Genomic DNA, 23253 nt, shown 5'->3' with positions numbered 1-23253 from the left:
TCTTTCGGGATCGATGTTCAGAATACGGTGCCGTCGCTTTCGATGTTCAGGGGCGGCAAACCTTGATGCAATTGCTGTGCCAGTGCACGCCCTGCGGCCCAGGTGCCGCCTTCGAGCACGCAGGCCAGCGGCATCTGCTCGGCGGTCAATCCCAGCTGCTCACGCACCAGTGGCGCGAGCTCGTCGAGAAGGGCCACGGTGAGGGCGCGCCATTCGACAATGAGTTCGTCGCCGGCGGCATGCAGGCGCCCAGCCTGGGCCGGGTCTTTCAGCACCAGCACACCGGCGTCGAGGAACAGGCCGCCGTTGCGGTATTCGGGCAGGCCGGTCAGCGCGTCTAGCCCTTTGACCTGCACACCGGCCCACTCGAAAGGCTCCAGCAGTGAATAGGTGAGCCACTGCGACAGCTTGTGGAAAGGCATCCAGCCATGGCTGGGCCCAGCTTTTTCGGATTCATCGTCGCCTGCCGCGCTGTGCTGCCAGCAGTCGCCCAGGGGAATGTTGCCCATGACATTTTGGGCTGGCCAAATAGACGAGAGGCTGGTGAGCAGCACCGACAGCAGCTCGTGCGCCTCGATAGCACTTTGCCCGGGTTGCGCCAGCGCTTCAAACAAATGGCCGGGACGGCCGCGCTGGCCAAAGAGCGCAGGCTGGTCCTGAAGTGCCTGGCCGAGGCGCCGCAGCAGCGCGGCGCGGCCTTCGAGGCCGATCAGCGGGTTTTCGGGCGTGACCTGAAAAGCCAGGGCAAGCTGGTCTGCGGTAATGGTTTTGAGCTTGAGGGCATCGGCCTGCAGCGGTTGCTGTGGATCGCTGGAAAAGAGCCCAGCCATAAAGGCGTGAAAACTTGCCACCCCCAGGCCTTCGGAACGGCTGTATTCGCTGCAGGGATGCTCTCCCTGGGCGGCTTCGAGGTAGTGCCACTGGGCGCCGGCACCGGCGTCCAGCAGCACGCTGATGAGCGCGAGGTCAATCTGCGCGCGGGCGCGCCCGGCAGGCGTGGCGGATGCCAGTGCTGCATTGAGTAAACCCAGGCGGTCAATGCCGCCAGCTTCAAAATGTCGCCAGCGGCTGTGGTACGGAATGTCCAGGTCCGGGTAGCGGGCGCGGGTGATTTCAGCAACCAGCGCAGCGGCGGTGGTCATGGCGCCGTCGTTGACGGTAAACCAGGCGGATTCGCCGCGGCGTGCGCGCTCAAGCAGGGCAGAGGCGCGGGCGCGTATGGTTCTGGTGGAACGCAATTCTGCGGCGGCGCTGATCCCGCGCAGGTTTCCGGCGATGGTGTAGGTGGCGTTGGCGGGGTTGCTGGGACTGTCAGGAGCAGGTGTGGTTTCAGACATCCAGCCCCCGGCCCTTGGCTTTTTTCAGTTCTTCGGCGTCGGGCACCGCGCCGGGGGTGAAATAGCCTGCGGCCATCTTGGCGTCCATTTCGACCTGGGCGTCGGCCGGGATCATGTGCTCGGGAATATTGATGCGCTGAACTACCTCGATGCCCGAGCGGGTGATGGCGTCGTACTTCATGTTGCTCATGGAAACGAGCCGGTGGATCTTGCGGATGCCCAGCCAGTTGAGCACGTCTGGCATGAGTTCCTGGAAGCGCATGTCCTGCACGCCGGCCACGCATTCCGTGCGGTTGAAGTACTGGTCGGCGGTGTCGCCGCCCACCTGGCGCTTGCGGGCGTTGTAGACCAGGAATTTGGTGACTTCGCCGAGCGCCCGGCCCTCCTTGCGGAAATAGGACACCAGGCCTACGCCGCCGCGCTGGGCACCCTGGATGCACTCTTCAATGGCGTGTGTGAGGTAGGGGCGGCAGGTGCAGATGTCTGAGCCGAAGACGTCGGAGCCGTTGCATTCGTCATGCACGCGGGCGGTGAGTTCGACATCGGGGTTGGCCAGGTCGCGCGGGCGGCCAAAGATGTAGGCCGTGAGGCCGCCGATGGGCGGCAGGAAGACTTCCAGGTCGCTGCGGGTGACGAGCTCGGGGTACATGCCGCCGGTTTCTTCAAACAGCACGCGGCGCAAATCGGTTTCGCTGCAGCCAAAGCGCCGGGCAATTTCGGGCAGGTACCAGACCGGTTCAACGGCGACCTTGGTCACCATGGCCGCGCCGCCGGCTGTCAAAAACTTGCCGTCGGCCTTGAGCCTGCCGGACTGCAGGGCTTCGATCACCTCGGGCAGGATCACGTGGGCCTGGGTTACCGCGATGGTTGGCCGGATGTCGTAGCCCGCTGCCAGCTCACTGGAAAAAACGTCGGCCACCATCGCGCCCCATGGGTCCATGGCGACGATGCGGCCGGGCTCGCTCCATTGCGGGTAGGGGCCGATCACGTCGGTCGGCGAGGTGTTGGTGAGGTCGGCCTTGTGGCTGGCCTTGAGCGCGCCGGAAGCAACGGCGAGCGCGCGGTAGACGCTGTACGAGCCGCTGTGCGTGCCGATGACGTTGCGGTGGCTGCGTTTGGTGGTAGTGCCCACCACCGGGCCGCGTTCGGTGGCAGTGGCGGCGGCCCAGCGGATGGGCAAGGCGCCATAACCTCCCGCGTGAGAGGTCAATCGGATGTGGGAGGCCGCAGGGCTGGCCGGAACTGTGGGGGCAGAAGTGGAGACGGGCGAAGAAACAGGCACAGGGGTAGCCGGCCTTGAATCAGGTGACTTGGCGGCAACTTCAACAGGCATTGCGGATCCTTAAAAAATCCAATGTAGCCATGCGTGCCGGGATTGACAAGCCCGGCAGTTTTGCCGGGTCGTTAATTTGCGACAGGCCCGGCCGAACGCACCGGGTCTGTGCGCAGGCTCAGCGTTTTTTGCCGCCGAAGATGCTGCCGAGGACGCCGCGGATGATTTCCCGGCCCACGGCTGAGCCCATGGTGCGCACGGCGGACTTGGCCATGCTTTGCGCCAGGCCGTCGTGTTTGCCGCCGCGCGGGCCCGTGGTGCCGAACAGGACGTCGTTGAGTCCGCCCATGATGCCGCCTGAATCGGTTTGCCCGGCCGCGCCGCCCTGGGGAGCTTTGGCCGCTTCCGTGGCTGCGACTTCCGCGCGGCCTTTGATGGCTTCGTAGGCCGATTCGCGGTCTACGGTCTTTTCGTAGGCACCGGCCACCAGTGAGTTTTGCAGCAGCAGCTGGCGTTGTGGCGGTGTGATGGGACCGATCTGGCTGCCGGGCGGCAGCACGTAAACGCGTTCCGTCACGCTGGGACGGCCCTTGCTGTCGAGAAAGCTCACCAGGGCCTCGCCAACGGCCAGTTCGGTGATCGCGGTTTCGATGTCGAGGCCGGGCTTTTGCCGCATGGTCTGGGCGGTGGCCTTGACGGCTTTCTGGTCGCGGGGGGTGAAGGCGCGCAGGGCGTGCTGCACCCGGTTGCCAAGCTGGGCCAGCACCGAATCGGGAATGTCCAATGGGTTTTGCGTCACAAAATACACGCCGACTCCCTTGGAGCGCACCAGGCGCACCACCAGCTCGATGCGCTCGACCAGCACCTTGGGCGCTTCGTTGAAGAGCAGGTGGGCCTCGTCAAAGAAGAAGACGAGCTTGGGCTGGTCCGGGTCGCCAATTTCAGGCAGTTGTTCGAACAGCTCGGACAGCATCCACAGCAGGAAGGTGGCGTAGAGGCGCGGCGAGTTCATGAGCTTGTCGGCGGCCAGTATGTTGATCACCCCTTTGCCATCAACGGTTTGCATGAAGTCGCTGATGTTGAGCATGGGCTCGCCGAAGAACTTGTCGCCGCCCTGGCTTTCGACCTGCAGCAGCCCGCGCTGGATGGCGCCCACACTAGCGGCGCTGACGTTGCCGTACTTGGTGGTGAACTCGCTGGCGTTGTCGCCGACGTACTGCAGCATGGCGCGCAGGTCTTTGAGGTCCAGCAGCAGCATGCCGTTGTCGTCGGCAATCTTGAACACCAGGTTGAGCACGCCGGCCTGGGTTTCGTTGAGGTTGAGCATGCGGCCCAGCAGCAGCGGGCCCATGTCGGAAATGGTGGCGCGCACGGGGTGACCCTGTTCGCCGAAGACGTCCCATAGCGTGGCGGGGCAGGCCAGCGATTCGGGAAGGTCGATGCCGCGTTCCTTGAGGATGCCGGCCATTTTGTCGCCGATGGTGCCGGCCTGGCTGATGCCGGTCAGGTCCCCTTTGACGTCGGCCATGAAGACCGGGACACCGATTTTCGAGAAGTTTTCGGCCAGTGTTTGCAGCGTGACGGTCTTGCCGGTGCCGGTGGCTCCGGTGATCAGCCCATGGCGGTTGGCCAGCGCGGGAAGGATCTCGCAGTGGATGGAATCGTGCTTGGCAATCAGTAACGGCTCGGCCATGGGGTGTCCTGGAGTGAAAAAGTAAAATGCGGGTTGTAGATTAAATCAATTAATCAGTCTGAAAAGGGATTCTTCGTGGCCGGTCACAGTAAATGGGCGAATATTCAACACCGCAAGGGGCGCCAGGATGAAAAGCGCCAGCGCATCTGGACCCGTGTGATGCGTGAAATCATGGTGGCGGCCCGCATGGGCGGCGGCGACCTGGGCACGAATCCGCGTCTGCGTCTGGCAGTGGACAAGGCCAAGGCGGCCAACATGCCCAATGAGAACGTCAAATACGGCATTGCCAAGGCCACGGGCAGCCTGGAAGGCGTGCATTACGAAGAAGTGCGTTATGAAGGCTACGGCATCGGCGGCGCGGCCATCATCGTGGACTGCATGACCGATAACAAGGTGCGTACCGTGGCTGAAGTGCGGCACGCTTTTTCCAAACATGGCGGCAACATGGGCACCGAAGGCTCGGTGGCTTTCCAGTTCAAGCACTGCGGCCAGCTGATTTTTGCGCCCGGCACCAGCGAAGACAAGATCATGGAAGTCGCGCTGGAGTCCGGCGCCGACGACGTCATCACGCATGAAGACGGTGCCATTGAGGTGTTGACGCCTTACACGGGCTTTGAAGCCGTGAGGAACGCGCTGGAAGCCGCCGGCCTCAAGCCCGAGATTGCCGAAGTCACCATGCGCGCCGACAACACCATAGAACTTGCCGGCGAGGATGCCCGCAAGATGCAAAAACTGCTGGACGTGCTGGAAGACCTGGACGATACCCAGGATGTGTTCCATAACGCCGAGTTGTCTGAATAAGCAAACCAAACACGCAGCCACAATGAAGCAACAACACCACAACAGCAAAAGCAAGGCCAGGCACACAATGAAAGCAGCAGCATGAAAGTTTTAGTGGTGGGCGGCGGTGGCCGTGAGCACGCCCTGGCCTGGAAACTGGCGCAGTCTCCCAAGGTTCAGGCGGTGTATGTCGCCCCAGGCAATGGCGGCACTGCGCTGGATGCGCGTCTTGAAAATGTTGACATCACCGACGTGAAGGCGCTGCGCGAATGGGCGCTGGCCGAAAAGATCGCGCTGACGGTGGTAGGCCCCGAGCAGCCGCTTGCGGCCGGCATTGTTGACGAGTTCCGCGCGCACGGCTTGCGGGTCTTCGGCCCGACCAAGGCGGCGGCGCAGCTGGAGAGCTCCAAGGCGTTCTCCAAGGCCTTTATGAAGCGCCACGGTATTCCGACGGCTGAATATGAAACCTTCACCGACGCCGCGGCGGCCCACGCCTATGTGGACGAAAAAGGCGCACCCATCGTCGTCAAGGCTGACGGTCTGGCGGCCGGCAAGGGCGTGGTGGTGGCCATGACGCTGCATGAGGCACACGAGGCCATCGAATTCATGCTGGCACCGAACCCCGACTTCAACCCGCTTGGCGTGGCGCACAACGAAGGTGGCGCGCGCGTGGTGATTGAAGAATTTTTGCAGGGTGAAGAAGCCAGTTTCATCGTGATGTGCGACGGCAAGAATGTGGCCGCCATGGCGACCAGCCAGGACCACAAGCGCCTGCTGGACGGCGACGAAGGCCCCAATACCGGCGGCATGGGCGCGTATTCACCGGCCCCGGTCGTTACCCCCGAAGTGCACGGCCGCGCCATGCGCGAGATCATCCTGCCGACCATCAAGGGCATGGAAAAAGACGGCATTCCGTTCACCGGCTTTTTGTATGCCGGCCTGATGATTGATGCGGAAGGCAAACCGAAAACACTGGAATTCAACTGCCGCATGGGCGACCCGGAGACGCAGCCGATCATGATGCGCCTCAAAACCGACCTGTATGAGGTGATGATGGCCGCCACCTCGGGTGCGCTGGACCAGATCGAACTGGACTGGGACCGCCGGCCAGCCCTGGGGGTGGTGATGGCCGCGTACGGCTATCCGCTGAGCCCGCGCAAGGGTGACGTGATTCATGGGTTGCAAAAAGGCGCCGATGCGGCCGAAGACGCGATGGTGTTTCATGCCGGAACACGCAAGCAGGGCGACGCGACGGTAACGGCTGGCGGCCGGGTCCTGTGTGTGACGGCGCTCGGCAGCACGGTGAAAGCCGCGCAGCAACGTGCCTACGAAGTTGCCCAGGACATTGGATTTGATGGTGCGCAGTACCGCAAAGACATCGGCTGGCGCGCGGTCAAGTCTTGATCGCCAAATGAGCGCTGGTTTTTCCCTCCGCCCTTCGGGTAACACTGCAGCATGACCGATATTTCAAGCGTTCGAGACTTTCTGTTGGCGCTGCAGCAGCGCATCACCGGCGCGGTTTCCGGGATCGACGGCCAGCCCTTTACGGCTGACCATTGGCAGAAATCGCCCGGCGAGACGTTGCAAGGTAACGGAATCACCATGATCCTGGAGCAGGGCCAGGTGTTTGAGCGTGCCGGCTGCGGGTTCTCGCATGTGCGGGGCCCCAAGCTGCCGCCTTCGGCAACGCAGCACCGTCCGGAATTGACAGGCGCACCGTTTGAGGCCCTGGGGGTTTCGCTGGTATTCCACCCGCGAAACCCCTACGTTCCGACAGTCCATATGAATGTGCGCATGCTGGCCGCGACCCCGGTGGCAGGCTCAGGCGAGCCCGTCTGTTGGTTCGGTGGAGGCATGGACCTGACGCCTTATTACGGATTTGAGGAGGATGCGGTGCATTTCCATCAGACCTGCAAGGACGCGCTGGCACCGTTTGGCGACGACAAGTACCCCCGGTTCAAACAATGGTGTGATGAGTACTTTTACCTGAAGCACCGGCAGGAGCAGCGTGGAATTGGCGGCGTTTTCTTTGACGATTTCCAGGAGCTGGGCCTGGACCAGAGCTTTGCCCTGATGCAGGGTGTTGCGGACGCGTTCCTACAGGCTTATTTGCCAATTGTTGAGCGGCGCAAGGACACGCCGCACGGTGAGCGGGAGCGTGAATTCCAGCTTTACCGGCGAGGCCGGTACGTGGAGTTCAACCTTGTATGGGATCGTGGCACGCACTTTGGTTTGCAGTCCGGGGGGCGCACGGAGTCGATCCTGATGTCCATGCCGCCGCTGGCGAGCTGGTCTTATCAGCGGGGCGTAGAGGCTGGCAGCCCTGAAGAGCGCCTGTACACGGAGTTTTTGCCAAGACGGGACTGGGTTTGATGGCAGTGCCGTCACCTGCGCAAAAGCGCATCGGTATGTTTGGCGGTGCGTTTGATCCGCCGCACAGCGCACATGTTGCGCTGGTGCAGGAGGCGATCCGGCAGTTTGGCCTTGATACCCTGTACGTCGTCCCGACCGGCCACGCCTGGCACAAGTCACGCGCCTTGAGCTCGCCGGCGCACAGGCTTGCCATGGCCAGGCTGGCTTTTGGCGATATTTCTGGCGTTCGGGTGGATGCGCGTGAGGTTGAACGCAGCGGGCCGACTTTCACCGTTGACACGCTTTTGGTGCTCCAGGAGGAGAATCCGGGCGCCCAGCTTTACCTGTTCATTGGTGCGGATCAATTTGCCGTCTTCAGGCAATGGCACCGGTGGCAGGACATTCTTGACCTTGCTATAATTTGTATAGCTGATCGCGCACAATCCACGCTGGCTGGAGCTCAATTTGAGTCCTACGAAAGCCGCAGCAACCGTTTTGTCCTGCTCAATCTTCCCCTGATGCCTGTCAGCGCTACCCAGATTCGCCAGTTAATGGCCTCCGGAGCCGCGGTGACAGAGGGAATTACCCAGTTGGTCCCTGAAGCCGTTGCGCGTTATATTTCACTTCACCAGCTGTACGGTTCCCATTAATTTCTCACTTTATCGAAGCAAAACACTGCATGACATCCACCACCGTCAAAACCTCCGCCGCCGCCGACAAAAAGGACGTGCAGAAACTGCAGCGTGCCATCATTGACGGTCTGGAAGACGTCAAGGCGCAGGACATCCAGGTGTTTGACACGGAGCACATCACGTCATTGTTCGAGCGCGTGATCATCGCCTCCGGCAGCTCCAACCGCCAGACCAAGGCATTGGCCGCCAGCGTGCGGGATGCCGTGCGGGACGCAGGTTTTGCCAAGCCGCGCATCGAAGGCGAAGACAACGGGGAATGGATCATTGTCGATTGCGGCGCCGCCGTGGCGCACATCATGCAGCCGACCATTCGTCAGTACTACCACCTGGAAGAGCTCTGGGGCGACAAACCCATCAAACTCAAGCTGGGCGCGCCCGCGCCGCTGGTGAAGGCGTCCAAAGCCGATGCCGAGCCCGAGGCCAAACCCAAGGTCTCCCGCGCTGGTGCGAAACCAGGCGCAAAGACCACCGCGAAATCGGCAACCAAAGCACCTGCAAAGGCGCCGACCGCCCCCGATTCAAGCTATGTGGGCCGGGTTGGCAAGACCAATGACTGGACCGCCAAGCGCAATGCCGCCACGCCGGCTACCGAACCAGCCGCAAAGCCGGCACGGGCAGGCGCCAAAGCGGCTCCTGGCAAGTCATCGGCAAAGCCTGCGGTTAAAACACCGATTGTCAAAGTGCCCGTAGCCAAAAAGGTGGCGGCGAAGAAAACAGCAGCGAAAACCGCCGCTAAAACGGCAGCCCGCAAACCCGCCGCCAGGAAAACTCCGTCCCGGAGCAAATGAGGCTCACGATCGTAGCGGTCGGCCAGAAAGTGCCCGACTGGGCGCAAACGGCTTATGACGACTACGCCAAGCGCTTCCCGCCAGAGCTGAAAGTCGAGCTCAAAGCCGTCAAGACCGAACCGCGCGCCTCCAAGACCCTGGAAAACCTGCTGTCGGCTGAGCGCGGGCGCATAGAAGCGAGCATCGCCCGCGGCACCCGCGTCGTGGCGCTCGATGAACGCGGCACGGCCGTCACTACTGTGGCACTGGCTGAACGACTCAAGGCCTGGCAACTCTCCGGTGACGACGTCGCCATCGTGATCGGCGGGCCCGACGGGCTGGACGCCGGTTTCAAGCAGGCCGCGCACGAGCGCCTGCGCCTGTCGGACCTAACCTTGCCCCATGCCATGGTGCGCGTGCTTCTGATTGAGCAGCTTTACCGCGCCTGGAGCATCACGATCAATCACCCCTATCACAGAGAGTGATGAACCCCCACGGTCGCTCACTTCGTGTAGCTTCCTGCCCCCCGAGGGGGCCGTTGCGCCTGCGGCCCGGCAAAGCCGGTTCCGCGGCCCCTGCTGGTTTGAATACCCAAATACCCAAATACCCAAATACCTGAATAACCTGCTGTATGCCTGAATTTATCTACCTGGCCTCGCAAAGCCCACGACGGCGTCAATTGCTGGAGCAACTGGGCGTGCGGCACGAACTGCTGCTGCCGGACGCCGATGAGGACGCTGAGTCGCTGGAGGCGGTGCTCAAAAACGAGGCGCCCGCTACTTACGTCCAGCGTGTCACTGGCCTCAAGCTCGATGCGGCAGTTGCCCGCATGAAGCGGCGCAAGCTGCCGCCGGCGCCCATCCTTTGTTCGGACACTACGGTGGCCATGGGGCGGGTGATTTACGGCAAGCCGGAGGACGAGAAAGACGCGGCCCGCATGCTGCGCGAGCTTTCGGACGGCACGCACAGGGTGCTGACCGCCGTGGCGGTGCAGTCCGGGCGCCGTCGTTTCGAGGCGCTGAGCACTTCGCGTGTCAGTTTTGACGCGCTGACGCCCGCGCAGATCCGCAGTTATGTGGCCAGTGGCGAGCCCATGGGCAAAGCCGGCGCATATGCTGTGCAGGGCAGGGTGGCGATGCACATCAGCCGCATCGACGGCTCCTACAGTGGCATCATGGGGCTTCCGCTGAGGGAAACCGCCCAACTGCTGCAGGCCGCGGGCATTCGCCTCTAGCGCCTCCAGCCAACTCAATTTTCCAAAAGACATGCAACAAGACATCCTGATCAACTGGTCTCCCCAGGAAACCCGGGTGGTGGTGGTCGAACACGGCGCGGTGCAGGAGCTTCACGTCGAACGCACCCTGGAACGCGGCCTGGTCGGCAATGTGTACCTGGGCAAGGTCGCCCGCGTACTGCCCGGCATGCAGTCGGCCTTCATCGACATCGGTCTGGACCGTGCAGCCTTTCTGCACGTGGCAGACCTCATGAGTAGCATCAACAGCCGTCATGCCGACACGGATGCCCAGGCAGCTGGCGGCTTGACGTCACCGGCCATGGCGTCGCTACAGCCGATTGAAAAGCAGCTGTTCGAAGGGCAGGCGGTCATGGTGCAGGTCCTCAAGGACCCGATAGGTACCAAGGGCGCGCGGCTGACGGCGCAAATCAGCATTGCCGGCCGGTTGCTGGTGTTTTTGCCGCAGGACAACCATATCGGTGTGTCGCAAAAAATACCACCCAGGCAACGCGAAGAGCTTCGTCAACGGGTTCAGGCCCTGACTGCAGACATGGGTGGCGGATTCATACTGAGAACCAATGGCGAGGATGCGACAGACGCTGAACTGGCAGAGGACATCACCTACCTACGCAAGACCTGGGGACGGATCAAGGATGCATCTATAAGTTTACCTCCCGCCTCTGTGCTTCACCAGGATCTCAATTTGCTGCAGCGCGTATTGCGTGATCTGGTGGTGGAGGAAACGCAGACAATCCGCATTGATTCACGTGAGCAGTTTGAAAAGCTGAAGGCATTTGCTGTGGAGTTCATGCCGGCAACCGAGCCGAAGCTTCAGCACTACGGCGGCGAACGTCCTATTTTTGACTTGTTCAACATTGACGAGGAAATTGCCAAAGCGCTGGGCCGGCGGGTCGATCTCAAATCAGGCGGTTACCTGATCATCGACCAGACGGAAGCGCTGACAACCGTCGATGTCAATACCGGTGGATTTGTCGGTGCCCGCAACTTCGACGACACGATTTTCAAGACCAACCTGGAGGCATCGCAGGCGATTGCCCGGCAGCTACGCCTGCGCAACCTTGGCGGTATTGTGATCGTCGATTTCATCGACATGATCAAGGAAAACCACCGCGATGCGGTGCTGACCGAATTTCAGAAACAGCTTTCACGAGACCGTATCAAGACCAGTGTCAACGGTTTTTCCGCGCTGGGCCTGCTGGAGATGACGCGCAAGCGCACCCGCGAATCGCTGGCCCATCAGCTTTGTGAGCCCTGCGCAGCCTGTATGGGCAAAGGCGTGGTTAAAACCGCGCGGAGCGTGACCTACGACATCCTGCGCGAAATCCTGCGCGAAGCGCGGCAGTTCAACCCGCGCGAATTCAGGGTGGTGGCTTCGCCCAAGGTGATAGAGCTTTTCCTCGATGAAGAGAGCCAGCATCTGGCCAGCCTGAGCGACTTCATTGGTAAACCCATTTCCCTGCAGGCGGAAGCGGCGATGGCTCAGGAACAATACGACATTGTGCTGCTGTGACCTTCATGCCCCTTTCAATGTTCAGCCAGAACCGCCAACCCATTCCCATCCTGGTCTATCACCAGATCGCCGAGGCGCCGCCAAAGGGCAGCAGCCCGTTTCGCGGCCTCTACGTGGCGCCCGCGGCTTTCGCGCGGCAAATGGCCTGGCTCAAGCTGCTCGGCTACACGGGTCTGTCCATGGGCGCGCTGCAGCCCTACCTGCGCGGCGAGCGCGGGGGCAAGGTGGTGGGCATCACCTTTGACGACGGCTACCGGAACAACCTCACGCATGCCCTGCCGGCGTTGGTGAAGCATGGCTTTTCGTCTACCTGCTACGCGGTCGGTGGGTTGTTGGGCAAAACCAATATCTGGGACGACAACATCGGCATTCCGCAGACCCCGCTGATGGACGAGGCCGAGATCCGACGATGGGTGGCGGGCGGGCAGGAGATTGGCTCGCATACGCACCGGCACGTCAACCTGCTGGAAACCGACGAGTCTGGTTGTCGCGAGGAGATGGTGCTCGGAAAAACCGGGCTGGAGGCCGTCATAGCCCGGCCGGTCGAGCATTTCTGCTATCCCTACGGCCATTACGAGGCCAGGCACGTCGAGTTGGTCCGGGAACTGGGTTTTGCCACCGCCACCACCACACAGCGCAGTCGCTGCCATAGCGGCGCTGATCTGCTGCAGTTGCCGCGGGTGCCCGTACTGCGCTCAACCACCTTGCCGGTGTTCTGGCTCAAGATCGCCACGGCCTACGAGGACCGCCGGAAAAAATGAGCCCGCCCGATTCCCCATCCCAGAAACTGCGCGTCGCCGTCTTCAACCGCACTTTTTCGCCGACCGGCGGCGGCGCTGAGCGCTATTCCATCGCCCTGGTCGAGCAGCTCTCGGCTAGGCACGAAGTGCATGTGTTCGCGCAGGAAATCGATCACCAGTGGCCCGGTGTAACTTATCACAAGGTATCGGCTCCGCTGCGCAAGCCGCGCTGGGTGAATCAGCTGTGGTTTGCCACGGCCACCTGGTGGGCGACGCGGCACGGCTTCGACGTGGTGCATTCCCATGAAAACACCTGGCACGGCGAGGTACAGACGGTGCACGTGATGCCGGTCAAGTACAACCTGTTCCGTGCGCGCAGTGGCTTGCGTCTTGTGCTGCGCTGGATCAAGGTCGTGACCAGCCCGCGCCTGCTGGCTTACCTGGCACTGGAGCGCGCGCGTTATACGCCACGCCCAGGCCGGCAGGTGGTGGTGACCTCTGAAAGCCTGCGGCCCATCATGGGGGCAGCTTACCCGGCGTGCCGCGCGGCGGTTTCGGTTGTGACTCCGGGCATCACGCTGCACAGCTTGCCGGTGACGTTGGATCGAAAGTGCGAGGCGAGGGGGCGGCTGGGTTTGCCGGCGGACGGCCATTGCCTGCTGTTTGTGGGCAACGATTACCGCAAGAAGGGCCTGGAGGCTTTGCTGCAGGCCCTGACGCAGCTGCCAGCCGAAGTTGTACTGGCGGTGGTGGGCAACCCTGCGCATATTGCTGAATTCCGCATGCTGGCTGGGACGCTCCAACTGAGTGCGCGGGTGTTTTTCCTGGGTGCGCTCAAGGACGTCAGTCCGGCCTACGAGGCCGCCGATATCCTGGTGCACCCCACCTTCGAGGACACCTTTGCGATGGTGGTGCTGGAGGCCATGGCCCACGGCCTGCCGGTGGTGGTCAGCGGGCCGAATTACTGCGGTATTTCCGGCCTGCTGAGCCAGGGTGTGAATGCCTTGATGCTGGATGATCCCCGGGATGCGGGTGAACTGACGCGGGTGTTGGGCGATTTGCTTGCCCAGGCGACGTTGCGGGAAACGCTGTCGGAGGGCGCTGTGGCCTTTGCCGCGCACTACCAGTGGCGTGAAATCGCGCTGCAGCAGGAGGCGCTGTATTTTTCAGCTGTTGCGGCGAAGATCGCGGGTTCCTGACGACACTCAGGTGGGTCAAGCCACCAGTTTGAAATGCTTACGGCTGAAATCCAGCCCGGTCAGCGTTTCCACCTGCCGCATGAAGTGGTATTTGTTTTCCTTGGGCGTGGGCCTGTAAGCCGGGTCGATGTTCAGGACCGGTTCGGCCTCAGTGGCCAGCCATTCCTGCACCGCTTGGGGGTGCGTGCCCGTAAAAGGGGCCAGAGCCCGGCGATCAAACTGACTGTAGGTAATTTGCGCCGCTGAGGCCTCGCCCCAGTACTTGCTAACCTGATCCAGCTTTTTCTGCATTTCCTCGTTGCGCCGTATCCAGCCGTAGTGGTAAATGTGCGCACCAGCAAGTGCGCCGTGGGGGTTACGCCCCCGTTTGTGCTGTGTAGTGACCAGCCAATACTGGCCATCGGGTGCATAGCTTCGAATGGTATTGCGAATCAAGCGGCATTCGCGGCGGTACCATCCCGGGCTGATGGAAATCCAGTCGGGAGAGCCGTAAAAGTGATGGTAGTCAAACACCAGTGCTTCGACTGCGGGATTGGCATGATGGCGTTCAACACTGGCCCGAATGGCGGCAAGCTCGCCTTCGTGTACCACTTCATCGCCTTCCAGGTAGAACGCCCAATCACCGGTGCAGGAATATTGGGCGATCATTTTTTGCTGCGCGTAAACAAATCCGCGGTCTGCCATGCGCTCGTTCCACAGCGTTTCGATGATGCGGATTTTCGGGTCGTTGATGGCCTTGACGCGCTCCAGCGTGTCGTCCTCACCCTTGCCCACGGCCACGACGAATTCATCGACCAGGGGCAGCAGGGAGCGGATAGATGCTTCGAACGGAAAGCCGAGGCTTACGCCATTGCGTATGAACGTAAAGCCGCTGATTGAGACACTCATCGCAATAAACTTTCGGGTAAAGGGCCGGTCCGCGGTGGGCCGTTAGGGAAAATCGGGCAATCCACAACCCTGGATAACTTCATATGGTCAGGCAGCAGACTGAAATCCCAGCCGATAAAGGTGAGCATAGGCTCCATTTTTTTCCAGCAATTGAAGATGGGTGCCAGACTCGATGATCCGGCCTGCCTCCATCATGATGATGCGGTCTGCATGTTGAATCGTGGAGAGACGGTGTGCAATGACCAGTGATGTCCGGCTGGATGTAAGGCGGCGGATGGCTTCCTGCACTGCGAGTTCTGACTCTGTGTCGAGTGCTGAAGTCGCCTCGTCCAGTATCAGAATCGGCGCGTCTTTATACAGCGCACGTGCAATGGCAAGCCGCTGGCGTTGTCCTCCCGACAGTTGCATGGCGTTGTGACCCAGTACGGTGTCGAGTCCGGCTGGCAGCTCGGCCAGCAATGTGGATAAATTGGCGGCAACAAGGCATGCCAGAACCCTGTCGCGGTCGACTGATTGGCCAAGGGCGACGTTTTCCGCGATGCTGCTATTGAACATGACCACGTGCTGGCTTACGAACGAGAACTGGGTTCTGAGCGATTGAAGGTTCCAGTCCCGGAGTTCCCGGCCGTCCAGGTAGATGTTTCCTGCTGTCGCGTCGACAAATCGCGGTAATAGGTTGACGAGTGTGGTTTTTCCAGATCCCGAAGTTCCCACGACCGCCAGCGTTTCTCCCGCCTTCACTGACAAATTCAACGCGTTGATTGCCGGTGGTGCATCGGCCTTGTAGGCTACGCTCACACCGACGAACTCGATATCACCACGCGCCCGATTCAATACAAAATCACCACCGGATTCGTCTTCGGTCAGATTCATCAAGTCAAGTCCACGCTCCAGCGCAGCAAGGCCGCGGGTCACCGGCGTAGCTGCGTCCGAAAGGCTTTTCACCGGTGCGATCAGTAGCAGCATGGCGGTCACGAATGCCACGAAGCCGCCGACACTTGTGGTGTTTTCTGTGCTTTGAAGCAGGGCCACGGAGATGACCGCTGAAAGCGCCATGGCGGCCAGCACCTGCGTAATGGCGCTCATCCCCGCGTAGGCCGCCGTCGATTTCATGGAAAGCCGGCGCAGGGAATGACTGAGGACTTCAAAGCGGTTGGCCTGACGTTGCTGGGCGCCATGCAAGCGAACGTCGCGATGCGCCAGGACATTCTCCTCGACCACATACGCGAGGTTGTCGGTCGCAGTCTGGCTTTCCTTGGTCAATCGGTAGAGCCGTTTTGAAAGAATCTGGATCACGAAAGCCACCGCGGGGAAAAGCAGGGCGACGATCAACATCAGTTTCCAGTTCAGGAAGACCAGGTAACCGATCAGCGCAACCAGCGTCAGTACGTCCCGTGCAAGTTTCATGACCGCATTGATCAGCATCGAGGAGCCGTTAAAAACCTCGTACACCACGGTGTTCGCAATTGCACTGGAACTCTGGTCCGCAAACAGGTTGAGCCGTGCGCTCAGCAGTTTGCCGAACATGGCTTCACGCAATCGTGTTAATCCGTCATTGGTGACTTTTGCAAGTGCAAACTGAGCCAGAAAGCCCGAAAGTCCGCGCAGCGTAAACAGAACAATCAGCGCAAGGGGGACCAGCCAGAGATTGAAGCCGTCACGCTGAAAGCCGCGATCCAGGAGTGGCTTGAGAAGCGCAGGAACCAGGGGTTCGGTTGCCGATGCGACGATGGTCGCACCCACCGCAAGTGCCCAGCCTGCTTTTGAATCCTTGAAGTATGGCCATACGCGGGCAATTCGGCGCGCCAGTGAAAGCCTGGGCACCACTGGAGTTTCAGGAGTGGGGGGCGGAGTGCTCAAGCGCGACTCCCTCGCATACCATGCGGCACGGCGGCTTCAGGTGGCTTGCTCAGACCGGCGGAAAGAAGCAAACCCAGGCAGACACAGAAGAAGTCACCTATGAGTGCGTCATACAGCGACGAGTTGAAAAGACATGCAATGGCCAGACCGGCAAGAACGCACAGCGTAGCACGCGCATAGATTTTTTCCATCCGCGATGCATCCAAAAGTACCGTCCCCATCAAGGCGAGCAGAAGTGCAATGCCGGGGATTCCGAGCTGAACTCCCCACAGGAGATATTCCTGGTGTGGATTTCCGTTGCCAGCGATATCAATGTGAGCCGGGTTTTGCCGTTTCTCCAGGCGGTTGTATTCGGTGCTCCAGCTGCCGATACCCGCGCCCCATAACGGTTTCTCTTCGACAATTTCCAACGCGCGTCGCCAAAAGGCAAGCCGTATTCCGGATGAAGTCGCTGACTCGCCTTTTGTCGAATAGGATTGAACCTCATGGGCAACCTGCGTCAGGCGGTCCCGGACCTTTGCTGAACTGGCAAACAGACCCAGGCCGATCAGGAAAGGCAGAACCACAACGGCTGCCCTATATTTTCTTGGAAGCTCCCACATGATGGCCAAAGAGAGAAGTGCGATGGCAATTGCATACCCGCTGCGTCCGTTGAGTACAAAAAAGACATTGCCCAGCGCGATCGCACATGCCGCGACAGCAAACTGCCGGCCAAACCTGCCGGGCACGATTTCCCGTAAATTCCAGCAAAGGGCCGCGAACACGGCGCTCATGATTCCCTGGTCGAGGTAGCTGGAGAAGACTGCATATTGTGTCAACGCCATATTGGAGCTAGCCCAAGGTACGGGTATACCGAGAAAAAGAGCCCATGAACTGGCAACAAGAAATAGCTGCGCAACCCCAAATGCGCAAAGCGCATAGAGTGCTTCGCGCCGATCATGAATGAGCATCATGATAAGGAGGGGCAGGAGCAGTTTGCCGTATTTCGCAAGAGATCCCACTGCGTCAGCCGACGGAGCCACTGTCCAGAGCAAGCTTAAAGTGAATGCCGCGAGCGCACCCAGTACCGCAATGGTTGTATAGCTGTTTTTGAATTCGGCTGCTTTTCTGGAAGTTGCCAGAGCAACAATGCTGAAGACCAATGCGAAGAGAAATAGCACCAGCTTGGACAGGCTGATGATTGCCATGGACAGCCCAACCGACGCAGCCATTGCGCAGACCACAACCAGCCGGAAATTGATGTTCTTGTGGGGCAAAATAATGGCGCGCTCGCTTGAGGAAAGCCTGCATTATCGGCGATTCCCGCCCACTTAAGCATCCAGCCGCTAGGGCTTGTCTGCTATGCTGTCCGGGCGCCGCGTCACTGTGCGTTTCATTGGAAAAATCCTCTTTATCACCCAGGAAAAAGGCATTCGTTGGCCAGCTTGTCCGTCATCGTCATTACCCACAATGAAGCCCGCAATATTGAAGCCTGTCTTCGCGCGGCGAATTTTGCAGACCAGCTCGTCGTGCTGGACTCGGGCAGCACGGACGACACCCTGAAGATTGCCGCTTCATTGGGCGCCGAGGTCAGCACAGCTCCCGACTGGCGCGGGTTCGGTATTCAGAAAAACCGGGCTCTTGCCCTGGCGACGTCGGACTGGGTGCTTTCGCTGGATGCAGACGAACGTGTCACCGCCCAGTTGCAGGCCGAAATCCTGGCTTGTTTGGCCGCTCCGGTCTTTGACGTGTACTCCTTCCCCAGGCTGTCGAGCTACTGCGGCCAATACATGCGCCATTCGGGCTGGTATCCGGACCGGGTGACTCGCCTGTTCCGGCGTAACGCAGCCTGTTTCAGTGAAGACCTGGTGCATGAGAGGCTGGTGACTTCGCTGCCCGTGGGGCAATTGCAATCATCGCTGATGCACGAAAGCTTCCTTAATTTCGAAGCCGTGCTCGACAAGGCCAATCGTTACTCCTCGGCTGGGGCTCAAATTCTGCGGGATAAAGGCCGATCCGCTTCCATCGGCAAAGCAGTAGGACATGGAATCTGGGCTTTTATCCGTACGTATTTCCTGCGGTTTGGCTTTCTGGATGGAAAGATGGGTTTTGTGCTTGCAGTTTCCAATGCGGAGGGCACCTATTACAGGTATCTGAAATTGTGGTTGTTGCAACGCCAGGGGCCCGATGGACATGGCTCGGCCGGTGCACCATGAAGATCAGCTTTGTCGTCCTCACATACAACCGGACGGATGCACTGCTGGCCGTGTTGCGGTCGCTTTCAAGTCAATGTGGAGAGGATCACGAGGTGGTGATCGCCGACGACGGCTCGGGGCCAGACCAGGTCGCCATGCTGCTCAATGCCTGCCCGACCTTCAAATGCTCCGTCCGCCACGTTTGGCACCCTGACGTAGGCTTTACCGCCGCGCAGGCTCGCAACCTCGGAGCCAGTCTGGCTATGGCCGACTATCTGGTTTTTCTCGACGGAGACTGCGTTCCCGGGCCGCGCTTTGTGGCGGAGCATGCTCGCCTCGCCGAGCCAGGATGTTTTGTCAACGGAAGCCGGGTATTGATCAGCCAACGTCTTACAGAACGTGTAGTCAATGGCGCTATTGATTTACCCAGCCGTCCTGTATCGTTCTGGATTCGCGCCCGGCTGCAGGGCGATAGCAACAAATTATTGCACCTCCTGTCCTGGCCATGGCGTTTATTCAGGGTACAACAAGGTTTTCAGTGGCAAGGCATTCGCAGCTGCAATCTGGGTGTTTGGCGGCGGGATTTTTTTAACGTCAACGGATTTGACGAAACTTTTCGGGGGTGGGGTCATGAAGATGCCGACTTGGTGTTGAGGCTCAGCCATATGGGAATTCGGCGCAAAAATGGTTTTATGGGCACGGAAGTATTTCATCTGTGGCACCGAGAGAATACGCGCGACCAGGAATCCATCAATAAAAACAGGGTGCTCCAGCGCATGAAAACTGCTGTCACGCAGGCGGAGAAAGGGCTGGGCCAGATTGCCCCCCAAGCACCCATCAAAATAACGCATTTGCATTGACCTGAAAAAAAACCATGAGCATCACACCCCTTATTCGCCGTCGCACCATTGCTGGAATGCTGGTTGCTGCCACGCTCCCGGCAGTGCCGGCTCTGGCGCAATTTCGCGTTGAGGTTTCCGGAGTTGGCCTGACCCAGCTGCCTATCGCCATCGCCACGTTTCGGGGAGAAGCGCAGGCACCGCAAAAGATCGGCGCCATCGTCCGGGCAGACCTTGAGCGCAGCGGCATGTTTCGATCGGTCGATACCGCAGGGGTCGTCGCGGATGAGAATACCCGTCCGGATCTGGCCGCGTGGAAGCAAAAAGGCGCTGATTCGATGGTGACCGGCAGCATTTCCCCGTTGGCAGATGGTCGTTTTGATGTTCGTCTTCGCCTCTGGGATATCGTGCGCGGACAGGATTTGGGAGGCCAGAGTTACACGGTAGGGCCTGCTGACTTGCGGCTGTCTGCACACCGCATTTCCGATTTTGTCTATGAAAAACTTACCGGCGAAAAAGGCATTTTCTCGACGCGTATCGCTTACGTGACCAAGGCGGCCCAGAAGTACAACCTCTGGGTGGCCGACTCCGATGGTGAGGGCGCGCAGTCGGCCCTGACCAGCCCCGAACCCATTATTTCGCCCGCCTGGTCGCCCAACGGCTCGCAACTGGCCTATGTGTCGTTTGAGTCGCGCAAGCCGGTAATCTATGCGCACGACGTGGCATCCGGCAAGCGACGCTTGCTGGCCAACTTTCGAGGCTCCAACAGCGCGCCCGCATGGTCGCCGGACGGCAAACAGTTGGTGGCGACGCTGAGCCGCGACGGCGGTTCACAGCTCTATGCGATCGGCCTCAATGGGGGCGAGCCCAAACGGCTGACGCAGTCTTCCAGCATAGACACCGAGCCTGCCTTCTCGCCCGATGGGCGCTACATCTATTTCGTGAGCGACCGCGGCGGCGCGCCGCAAATCTACCGCATGAACCCCAATGGTGGCAATGCCGAGCGGGTCACCTTTACCGGGACCTACAACATATCCCCGGCGCTCAGCCCCGACGGTCGATGGCTGGCCTATGTTTCCCGGGTGGGCGGCGCCTTCAAGCTGCACGTTATGGAACTTGCCAGCGGTACGGTCACTCCAATCACCGAAACCGCGGCCGATGAAAGTCCGAGCTTTGCACCCAACAGCCGATTGATTGTGTATGCCACCCAGCAGCAGGGCAGGGAAGCCCTGATGACTACAACGCTGGACGGCAAGATCAAGGCAAGACTGTCCGGGGCAAGCGGTGACATCCGGGAGCCCGATTGGGGCCCTTTCCAGCGGTGACCGGCAACACCCGGCGTTATTTTTATTTTCCATACGGCCTATTTTTTTGTAGAGGTACTTCATGAAACGCACCGTTTTTTCAATCATCTTCTCCCTTGTCCTGGCGGCCACGCTGGCAGCCTGCGGTTCCGGCGTCAAGCTGAACGACGTGCCGGTCGAGGATCGCACCGGCACGACCCAGCAAGGCGGTACACCAGGCGCGACTGGCCGTGCTGTTGCGCCGGTACAGGTTGAAGGCGCCGATGCCTCGTTGGCGGGCCCTGCCAATACCACCAAGGTCATCTACTTTGACTTCGACAGCTATGTGGTCAAGCCCGAGTTCCAGGGAGCAATCGAGGCCCATGCCAAATACCTGACGGCCAACAAGGGCCGCAAGATGGCTATTGAAGGCCATACCGACGAGCGCGGCGGCCGCGAGTACAACCTGGCTCTGGGCCAACGGCGCGCTGAGGCAGTTCGCCGCGCGCTGGGCTTGCTGGGCGTGGCTGATGCGCAAGTCGAGGCCGTGAGCTTCGGCAAGGAAAAGCCGGCAGCCACGGGCTCTGACGAGGACTCCATGGCGAAGAACCGCCGTGCTGAACTCAACTACCGTTAAACGGGGCCCGAACCGTGAACATGTTTCGGTATGCCGCGGTAGCCGCGGCCTGCATGCTGGTGTTCAATGCAAACGCCGGCCTGTTTGAAGACGACGAGGCTCGTCGCGCGATTCTCGATTTGCGTCAGAAGGTTGACGCGGCACAGCTGCGGACGGCCGAAGATCTGCGCAGGACCACCGAGGACAACGCCCAGTTACGTCGCAGCCTGCTCGATCTGTCGAACCAGATCGAGGCCCTTCGCAACGAACTCGCCACCATGCGAGGGCAGAACGAAAGCCTCACGCGCAGCGTAGCCGAGATGCAGCGCACCCAGAAAGACCTGACGACAGGCGTGGACGAGCGTCTGCGCAAGTTCGAGCCCGGCAAAGTCAATGTGGACGGCAAGGAATTTGTGGCCGAGCCCGCTGAAAAACAGGAGTTTGAAACCGCACTGGCCACGCTTCGCAAGGGCGACTTCGCAGCAGCGCAGACGAGCTTCCTGGGCTTCCTGAAGCGTTATCCGCAAACCGGTTACCGGACATCGTCCCTGTTCTGGCTGGGCAATGCGCAGTACGCCTTGCGCAACTACCGCGACGCGGTGACCAATTTCCGCTCGCTCGTGACGGCTGACCCCGACCACATGCGCGCGCCGGAGGCCATGCTTTCGCTGGCCAACTGCCAGGTGGAACTCAAGGACACCAAGTCGGCCCGCAAGACGCTGGAGGACCTGGTCAAGGCATATCCCCAGGCCGAGGCGGCTTCCGTCGCCAAGGAACGGTTGGCCAAGCTGAAGTAAGCCGCACCTCGGGCAGGCTATCCGGCCGGCCCGGGGACAAAGAGCATTCGCCCCTAAAATCGGGCGATGGACATCTCCACACTCAACAGTCTCACGGCCCAGGTTCTCTGGGCCGGTTTCATTCTCGCCATGATTTTTGGTGCGATTGCCCAACGAACGCACTTCTGCACCATGGGCGCCGTCAGTGACATCGTGAACATGGGTGACTGGACCCGTATGCGCATGTGGGGAATGGCGATCGGCGTCGCCATGATCGGTTTTTTCACCCTGGCCGCTGCCGGTGTGATTGACCCTGCCAAGACCTTGTACGCCTCCAACCGGTTTATCTGGCTCTCCGCGCTGGTGGGCGGCACGATGTTCGGTTTTGGCATGGTCCTGGCTTCCGGCTGCGGCAGCAAAACGCTGGTACGTATTGGAGGGGGCAGCCTCAAGTCCGTCGTGGTATTTGCCGTGATGGGCATCGCAGCTTTCGCCACACTCAAAGGCATCACGGCTGTGATCCGCGTGGCTACGGTTGACAAGGTTGCCGTCGATTTCACGGCCAATGCGACCTTGCCCAACTGGGTGGCCGGCGCCATCGGCATCACACCCGCCGCCGCCGGTATCGGCCTGGCCATCCTCATCGGGTTGGGCCTTATCGTCTGGGCCTTGTTCGGCAAAGAGTTCCGGCGCTTCGACAACCTGCTCGCGGGCTTGGGCATAGGCGGCGTCATTGCGGCCATGTGGTGGGTCAGCGGGCATCTTGGTTATGTGGCCGAGCATCCGGAGACGCTGCAGGAGGCCTTCCTGGCCACCAACTCGGGCCGGGCCGAGGCACTGAGCTTTGTCTCGCCGGTGGCCTATACCGTAGACTGGTTGATGTTCTTCAGCGACAAGAGCAAGGTGCTCACCCTGGGCATCGTGTCTGTGTTCGGGGTGGTGGCCGGCTCGGCCGTCTATGCCCTGCTGTCGCGCAGTTTCCGCTGGGAAGGCTTTCGCGACGCGGAAGACACCGCCAACCACCTGGTGGGCGCAACGTTGATGGGCGTGGGCGGCGTCTGCGCCATGGGCTGCACTGTGGGGCAGGGCCTGTCGGGCATCTCGACCCTGAGCGCCACCAGCTTTGTGGCGCTGGCGGCCATTCTCGCGGGCTGCGTGGCGGGTTTGAAGTACCAGATCTGGCGGCTGGAACGCTCTGCCTGAGCGCGTCCCGACAACG

At 60.6% G+C, this 23253-nt stretch carries 22 protein-coding genes; 16 read left to right on the top strand and 6 right to left on the bottom strand.

From position 1 onward, the window contains the following. Window positions 1-17 precede the first annotated feature (17 nt). The 3 genes from AC1D1J_RS01970 to AC1D1J_RS01960 all read right to left on the bottom strand — a co-directional run bounded on the left by AC1D1J_RS01970 (window position 18) and on the right by AC1D1J_RS01960 (window position 4303). On the bottom strand, window positions 18-1337 hold the full coding sequence (locus tag AC1D1J_RS01970; RefSeq protein ID WP_457280810.1) for a URC4/urg3 family protein: 1320 nt from the start codon (window positions 1335-1337) through the stop codon (window positions 18-20). Next, window positions 1330-2670, bottom strand: coding sequence for a GTP cyclohydrolase II (locus tag AC1D1J_RS01965; protein ID WP_477693746.1), 1341 nt, complete (start codon window positions 2668-2670; stop codon window positions 1330-1332). Before AC1D1J_RS01965 ends, AC1D1J_RS01970 begins: the two co-directional genes overlap by 8 nt. Before the next feature lie 118 nt (window positions 2671-2788). Beyond that, window positions 2789-4303, bottom strand: a complete 1515-nt coding sequence (locus tag AC1D1J_RS01960) for a helicase HerA-like C-terminal domain-containing protein (RefSeq protein ID WP_477665981.1) — start codon at window positions 4301-4303, stop codon at window positions 2789-2791. 75 nt (window positions 4304-4378) lie between these two features. On the opposite strand from AC1D1J_RS01960, the gene AC1D1J_RS01955 reads away from it, so the two are divergent. From AC1D1J_RS01955 to AC1D1J_RS01910, 10 genes are all read left to right on the top strand, one after another. Next, a complete protein-coding gene (locus AC1D1J_RS01955; RefSeq protein ID WP_457280813.1) occupies window positions 4379-5104 on the top strand; it encodes a YebC/PmpR family DNA-binding transcriptional regulator in 726 nt (241 codons plus the stop codon). Window positions 5105-5185: 81 nt separating this feature from the next. Next, the gene (purD, locus tag AC1D1J_RS01950) at window positions 5186-6487 is read left to right on the top strand and encodes a phosphoribosylamine--glycine ligase (protein ID WP_477693745.1); all 1302 of its coding nucleotides are present in this window, start codon (window positions 5186-5188) and stop codon (window positions 6485-6487) included. A 51-nt stretch (window positions 6488-6538) separates the two neighbouring features. Then, window positions 6539-7456, top strand: coding sequence for an oxygen-dependent coproporphyrinogen oxidase (gene hemF, locus AC1D1J_RS01945; protein ID WP_477693744.1), 918 nt, complete (start codon window positions 6539-6541; stop codon window positions 7454-7456). Beyond that, on the top strand, window positions 7456-8085 hold the full coding sequence (nadD, locus tag AC1D1J_RS01940) for a nicotinate (nicotinamide) nucleotide adenylyltransferase (protein WP_477694458.1): 630 nt from the start codon (window positions 7456-7458) through the stop codon (window positions 8083-8085). Before hemF ends, nadD begins: the two co-directional genes overlap by 1 nt. Window positions 8086-8114: 29 nt before the next feature. Continuing rightward, a complete protein-coding gene (rsfS, locus tag AC1D1J_RS01935) occupies window positions 8115-8915 on the top strand; it encodes a ribosome silencing factor (protein WP_477693743.1) in 801 nt (266 codons plus the stop codon). Then, window positions 8912-9379 carry a 23S rRNA (pseudouridine(1915)-N(3))-methyltransferase RlmH gene (rlmH, locus tag AC1D1J_RS01930; protein WP_436154540.1) on the top strand — a complete coding sequence of 156 codons (468 nt, stop codon included), beginning with the start codon at window positions 8912-8914 and terminating at the stop codon, window positions 9377-9379. The genes rsfS and rlmH overlap by 4 nt, the downstream gene beginning before the upstream one ends. A 146-nt stretch (window positions 9380-9525) precedes the next feature. Beyond that, on the top strand, window positions 9526-10128 hold the full coding sequence (locus tag AC1D1J_RS01925; RefSeq protein ID WP_477685819.1) for a Maf family protein: 603 nt from the start codon (window positions 9526-9528) through the stop codon (window positions 10126-10128). A 31-nt stretch (window positions 10129-10159) separates the two neighbouring features. Next, the gene (rng, locus tag AC1D1J_RS01920; protein WP_477693742.1) at window positions 10160-11659 is read left to right on the top strand and encodes a ribonuclease G; all 1500 of its coding nucleotides are present in this window, start codon (window positions 10160-10162) and stop codon (window positions 11657-11659) included. 17 nt (window positions 11660-11676) lie between these two features. Then, complete coding sequence (locus AC1D1J_RS01915) at window positions 11677-12420, top strand: polysaccharide deacetylase family protein (protein WP_477693741.1); 744 nt, start codon at window positions 11677-11679, stop codon at window positions 12418-12420. After that, window positions 12417-13598, top strand: a complete 1182-nt coding sequence (locus AC1D1J_RS01910) for a glycosyltransferase family 4 protein (RefSeq protein WP_477693740.1) — start codon at window positions 12417-12419, stop codon at window positions 13596-13598. Before AC1D1J_RS01915 ends, AC1D1J_RS01910 begins: the two co-directional genes overlap by 4 nt. Window positions 13599-13613: 15 nt before the next feature. On the opposite strand, the gene AC1D1J_RS01905 is transcribed toward AC1D1J_RS01910, so the two are convergent. The 3 genes from AC1D1J_RS01905 to AC1D1J_RS01895 form a co-directional block, all read right to left on the bottom strand. Then, the gene (locus AC1D1J_RS01905; protein WP_477685823.1) at window positions 13614-14486 is read right to left on the bottom strand and encodes a glycosyltransferase family protein; all 873 of its coding nucleotides are present in this window, start codon (window positions 14484-14486) and stop codon (window positions 13614-13616) included. An 87-nt stretch (window positions 14487-14573) separates the two neighbouring features. Then, a complete protein-coding gene (gene msbA / locus AC1D1J_RS01900) occupies window positions 14574-16346 on the bottom strand; it encodes a lipid A export permease/ATP-binding protein MsbA (RefSeq protein WP_477693739.1) in 1773 nt (590 codons plus the stop codon). Next, entirely contained in the window at window positions 16343-17533 is a 1191-nt protein-coding gene (locus AC1D1J_RS01895; RefSeq protein ID WP_477693738.1) for an O-antigen ligase family protein, read from the bottom strand. The genes msbA and AC1D1J_RS01895 overlap by 4 nt, the downstream gene beginning before the upstream one ends. Window positions 17534-17770: 237 nt before the next feature. Here AC1D1J_RS01895 and AC1D1J_RS01890 point away from each other — a divergent pair, with 237 nt between their 5' ends. From AC1D1J_RS01890 to AC1D1J_RS01865, 6 genes are all read left to right on the top strand, one after another. Further along, on the top strand, window positions 17771-18541 hold the full coding sequence (locus AC1D1J_RS01890) for a glycosyltransferase family 2 protein (RefSeq protein ID WP_477685826.1): 771 nt from the start codon (window positions 17771-17773) through the stop codon (window positions 18539-18541). Continuing rightward, window positions 18538-19380, top strand: a complete 843-nt coding sequence (locus AC1D1J_RS01885; RefSeq protein ID WP_477685827.1) for a glycosyltransferase family 2 protein — start codon at window positions 18538-18540, stop codon at window positions 19378-19380. The genes AC1D1J_RS01890 and AC1D1J_RS01885 overlap by 4 nt, the downstream gene beginning before the upstream one ends. Before the next feature lie 14 nt (window positions 19381-19394). After that, a complete protein-coding gene (gene tolB, locus AC1D1J_RS01880; protein WP_477685828.1) occupies window positions 19395-20684 on the top strand; it encodes a Tol-Pal system beta propeller repeat protein TolB in 1290 nt (429 codons plus the stop codon). Window positions 20685-20745: 61 nt separating this feature from the next. Then, a complete protein-coding gene (pal, locus tag AC1D1J_RS01875) occupies window positions 20746-21279 on the top strand; it encodes a peptidoglycan-associated lipoprotein Pal (RefSeq protein WP_477685829.1) in 534 nt (177 codons plus the stop codon). 20 nt (window positions 21280-21299) lie between these two features. Continuing rightward, complete coding sequence (gene ybgF, locus AC1D1J_RS01870; RefSeq protein WP_477685870.1) at window positions 21300-22055, top strand: tol-pal system protein YbgF; 756 nt, start codon at window positions 21300-21302, stop codon at window positions 22053-22055. Window positions 22056-22121: 66 nt separating this feature from the next. Continuing rightward, window positions 22122-23237: a YeeE/YedE family protein gene (locus AC1D1J_RS01865; protein ID WP_477693737.1), complete on the top strand. Its 1116-nt coding sequence runs from the start codon at window positions 22122-22124 to the stop codon at window positions 23235-23237. The last annotated feature ends 16 nt before the right edge of the window (window positions 23238-23253 follow it).

The sequence above is a fragment of the Polaromonas sp. P1_F8 genome, from assembly GCF_056405635.1.
This window is presented reverse-complemented; position numbering and strand designations above follow the sequence as displayed.

Bases quoted from the DNA above. Each gene is read 5' to 3' on its own strand.
- AC1D1J_RS01970 (WP_457280810.1), bottom strand. From the start codon at position 1,337: ATGTCTGAAACCACACCTGCTCCTGACAGTCCCAGCAACCCCGCCAAC.
- AC1D1J_RS01965 (WP_477693746.1), bottom strand. From the start codon at position 2,670: ATGCCTGTTGAAGTTGCCGCCAAGTCACCTGATTCAAGGCCGGCTACC.
- AC1D1J_RS01960 (WP_477665981.1), bottom strand. From the start codon at position 4,303: ATGGCCGAGCCGTTACTGATTGCCAAGCACGATTCCATCCACTGCGAG.
- purD (WP_477693745.1), top strand. From the start codon at position 5,186: ATGAAAGTTTTAGTGGTGGGCGGCGGTGGCCGTGAGCACGCCCTGGCC.
- hemF (WP_477693744.1), top strand. From the start codon at position 6,539: ATGACCGATATTTCAAGCGTTCGAGACTTTCTGTTGGCGCTGCAGCAG.
- nadD (WP_477694458.1), top strand. From the start codon at position 7,456: ATGGCAGTGCCGTCACCTGCGCAAAAGCGCATCGGTATGTTTGGCGGT.
- rsfS (WP_477693743.1), top strand. From the start codon at position 8,115: ATGACATCCACCACCGTCAAAACCTCCGCCGCCGCCGACAAAAAGGAC.
- rlmH (WP_436154540.1), top strand. From the start codon at position 8,912: ATGAGGCTCACGATCGTAGCGGTCGGCCAGAAAGTGCCCGACTGGGCG.
- AC1D1J_RS01925 (WP_477685819.1), top strand. From the start codon at position 9,526: ATGCCTGAATTTATCTACCTGGCCTCGCAAAGCCCACGACGGCGTCAA.
- rng (WP_477693742.1), top strand. From the start codon at position 10,160: ATGCAACAAGACATCCTGATCAACTGGTCTCCCCAGGAAACCCGGGTG.
- AC1D1J_RS01915 (WP_477693741.1), top strand. From the start codon at position 11,677: ATGTTCAGCCAGAACCGCCAACCCATTCCCATCCTGGTCTATCACCAG.
- AC1D1J_RS01910 (WP_477693740.1), top strand. From the start codon at position 12,417: ATGAGCCCGCCCGATTCCCCATCCCAGAAACTGCGCGTCGCCGTCTTC.
- AC1D1J_RS01905 (WP_477685823.1), bottom strand. From the start codon at position 14,486: ATGAGTGTCTCAATCAGCGGCTTTACGTTCATACGCAATGGCGTAAGC.
- AC1D1J_RS01895 (WP_477693738.1), bottom strand. From the start codon at position 17,533: ATGGCAATCATCAGCCTGTCCAAGCTGGTGCTATTTCTCTTCGCATTG.
- AC1D1J_RS01885 (WP_477685827.1), top strand. From the start codon at position 18,538: ATGAAGATCAGCTTTGTCGTCCTCACATACAACCGGACGGATGCACTG.
- tolB (WP_477685828.1), top strand. From the start codon at position 19,395: ATGAGCATCACACCCCTTATTCGCCGTCGCACCATTGCTGGAATGCTG.
- pal (WP_477685829.1), top strand. From the start codon at position 20,746: ATGAAACGCACCGTTTTTTCAATCATCTTCTCCCTTGTCCTGGCGGCC.
- ybgF (WP_477685870.1), top strand. From the start codon at position 21,300: ATGTTTCGGTATGCCGCGGTAGCCGCGGCCTGCATGCTGGTGTTCAAT.
- AC1D1J_RS01865 (WP_477693737.1), top strand. From the start codon at position 22,122: ATGGACATCTCCACACTCAACAGTCTCACGGCCCAGGTTCTCTGGGCC.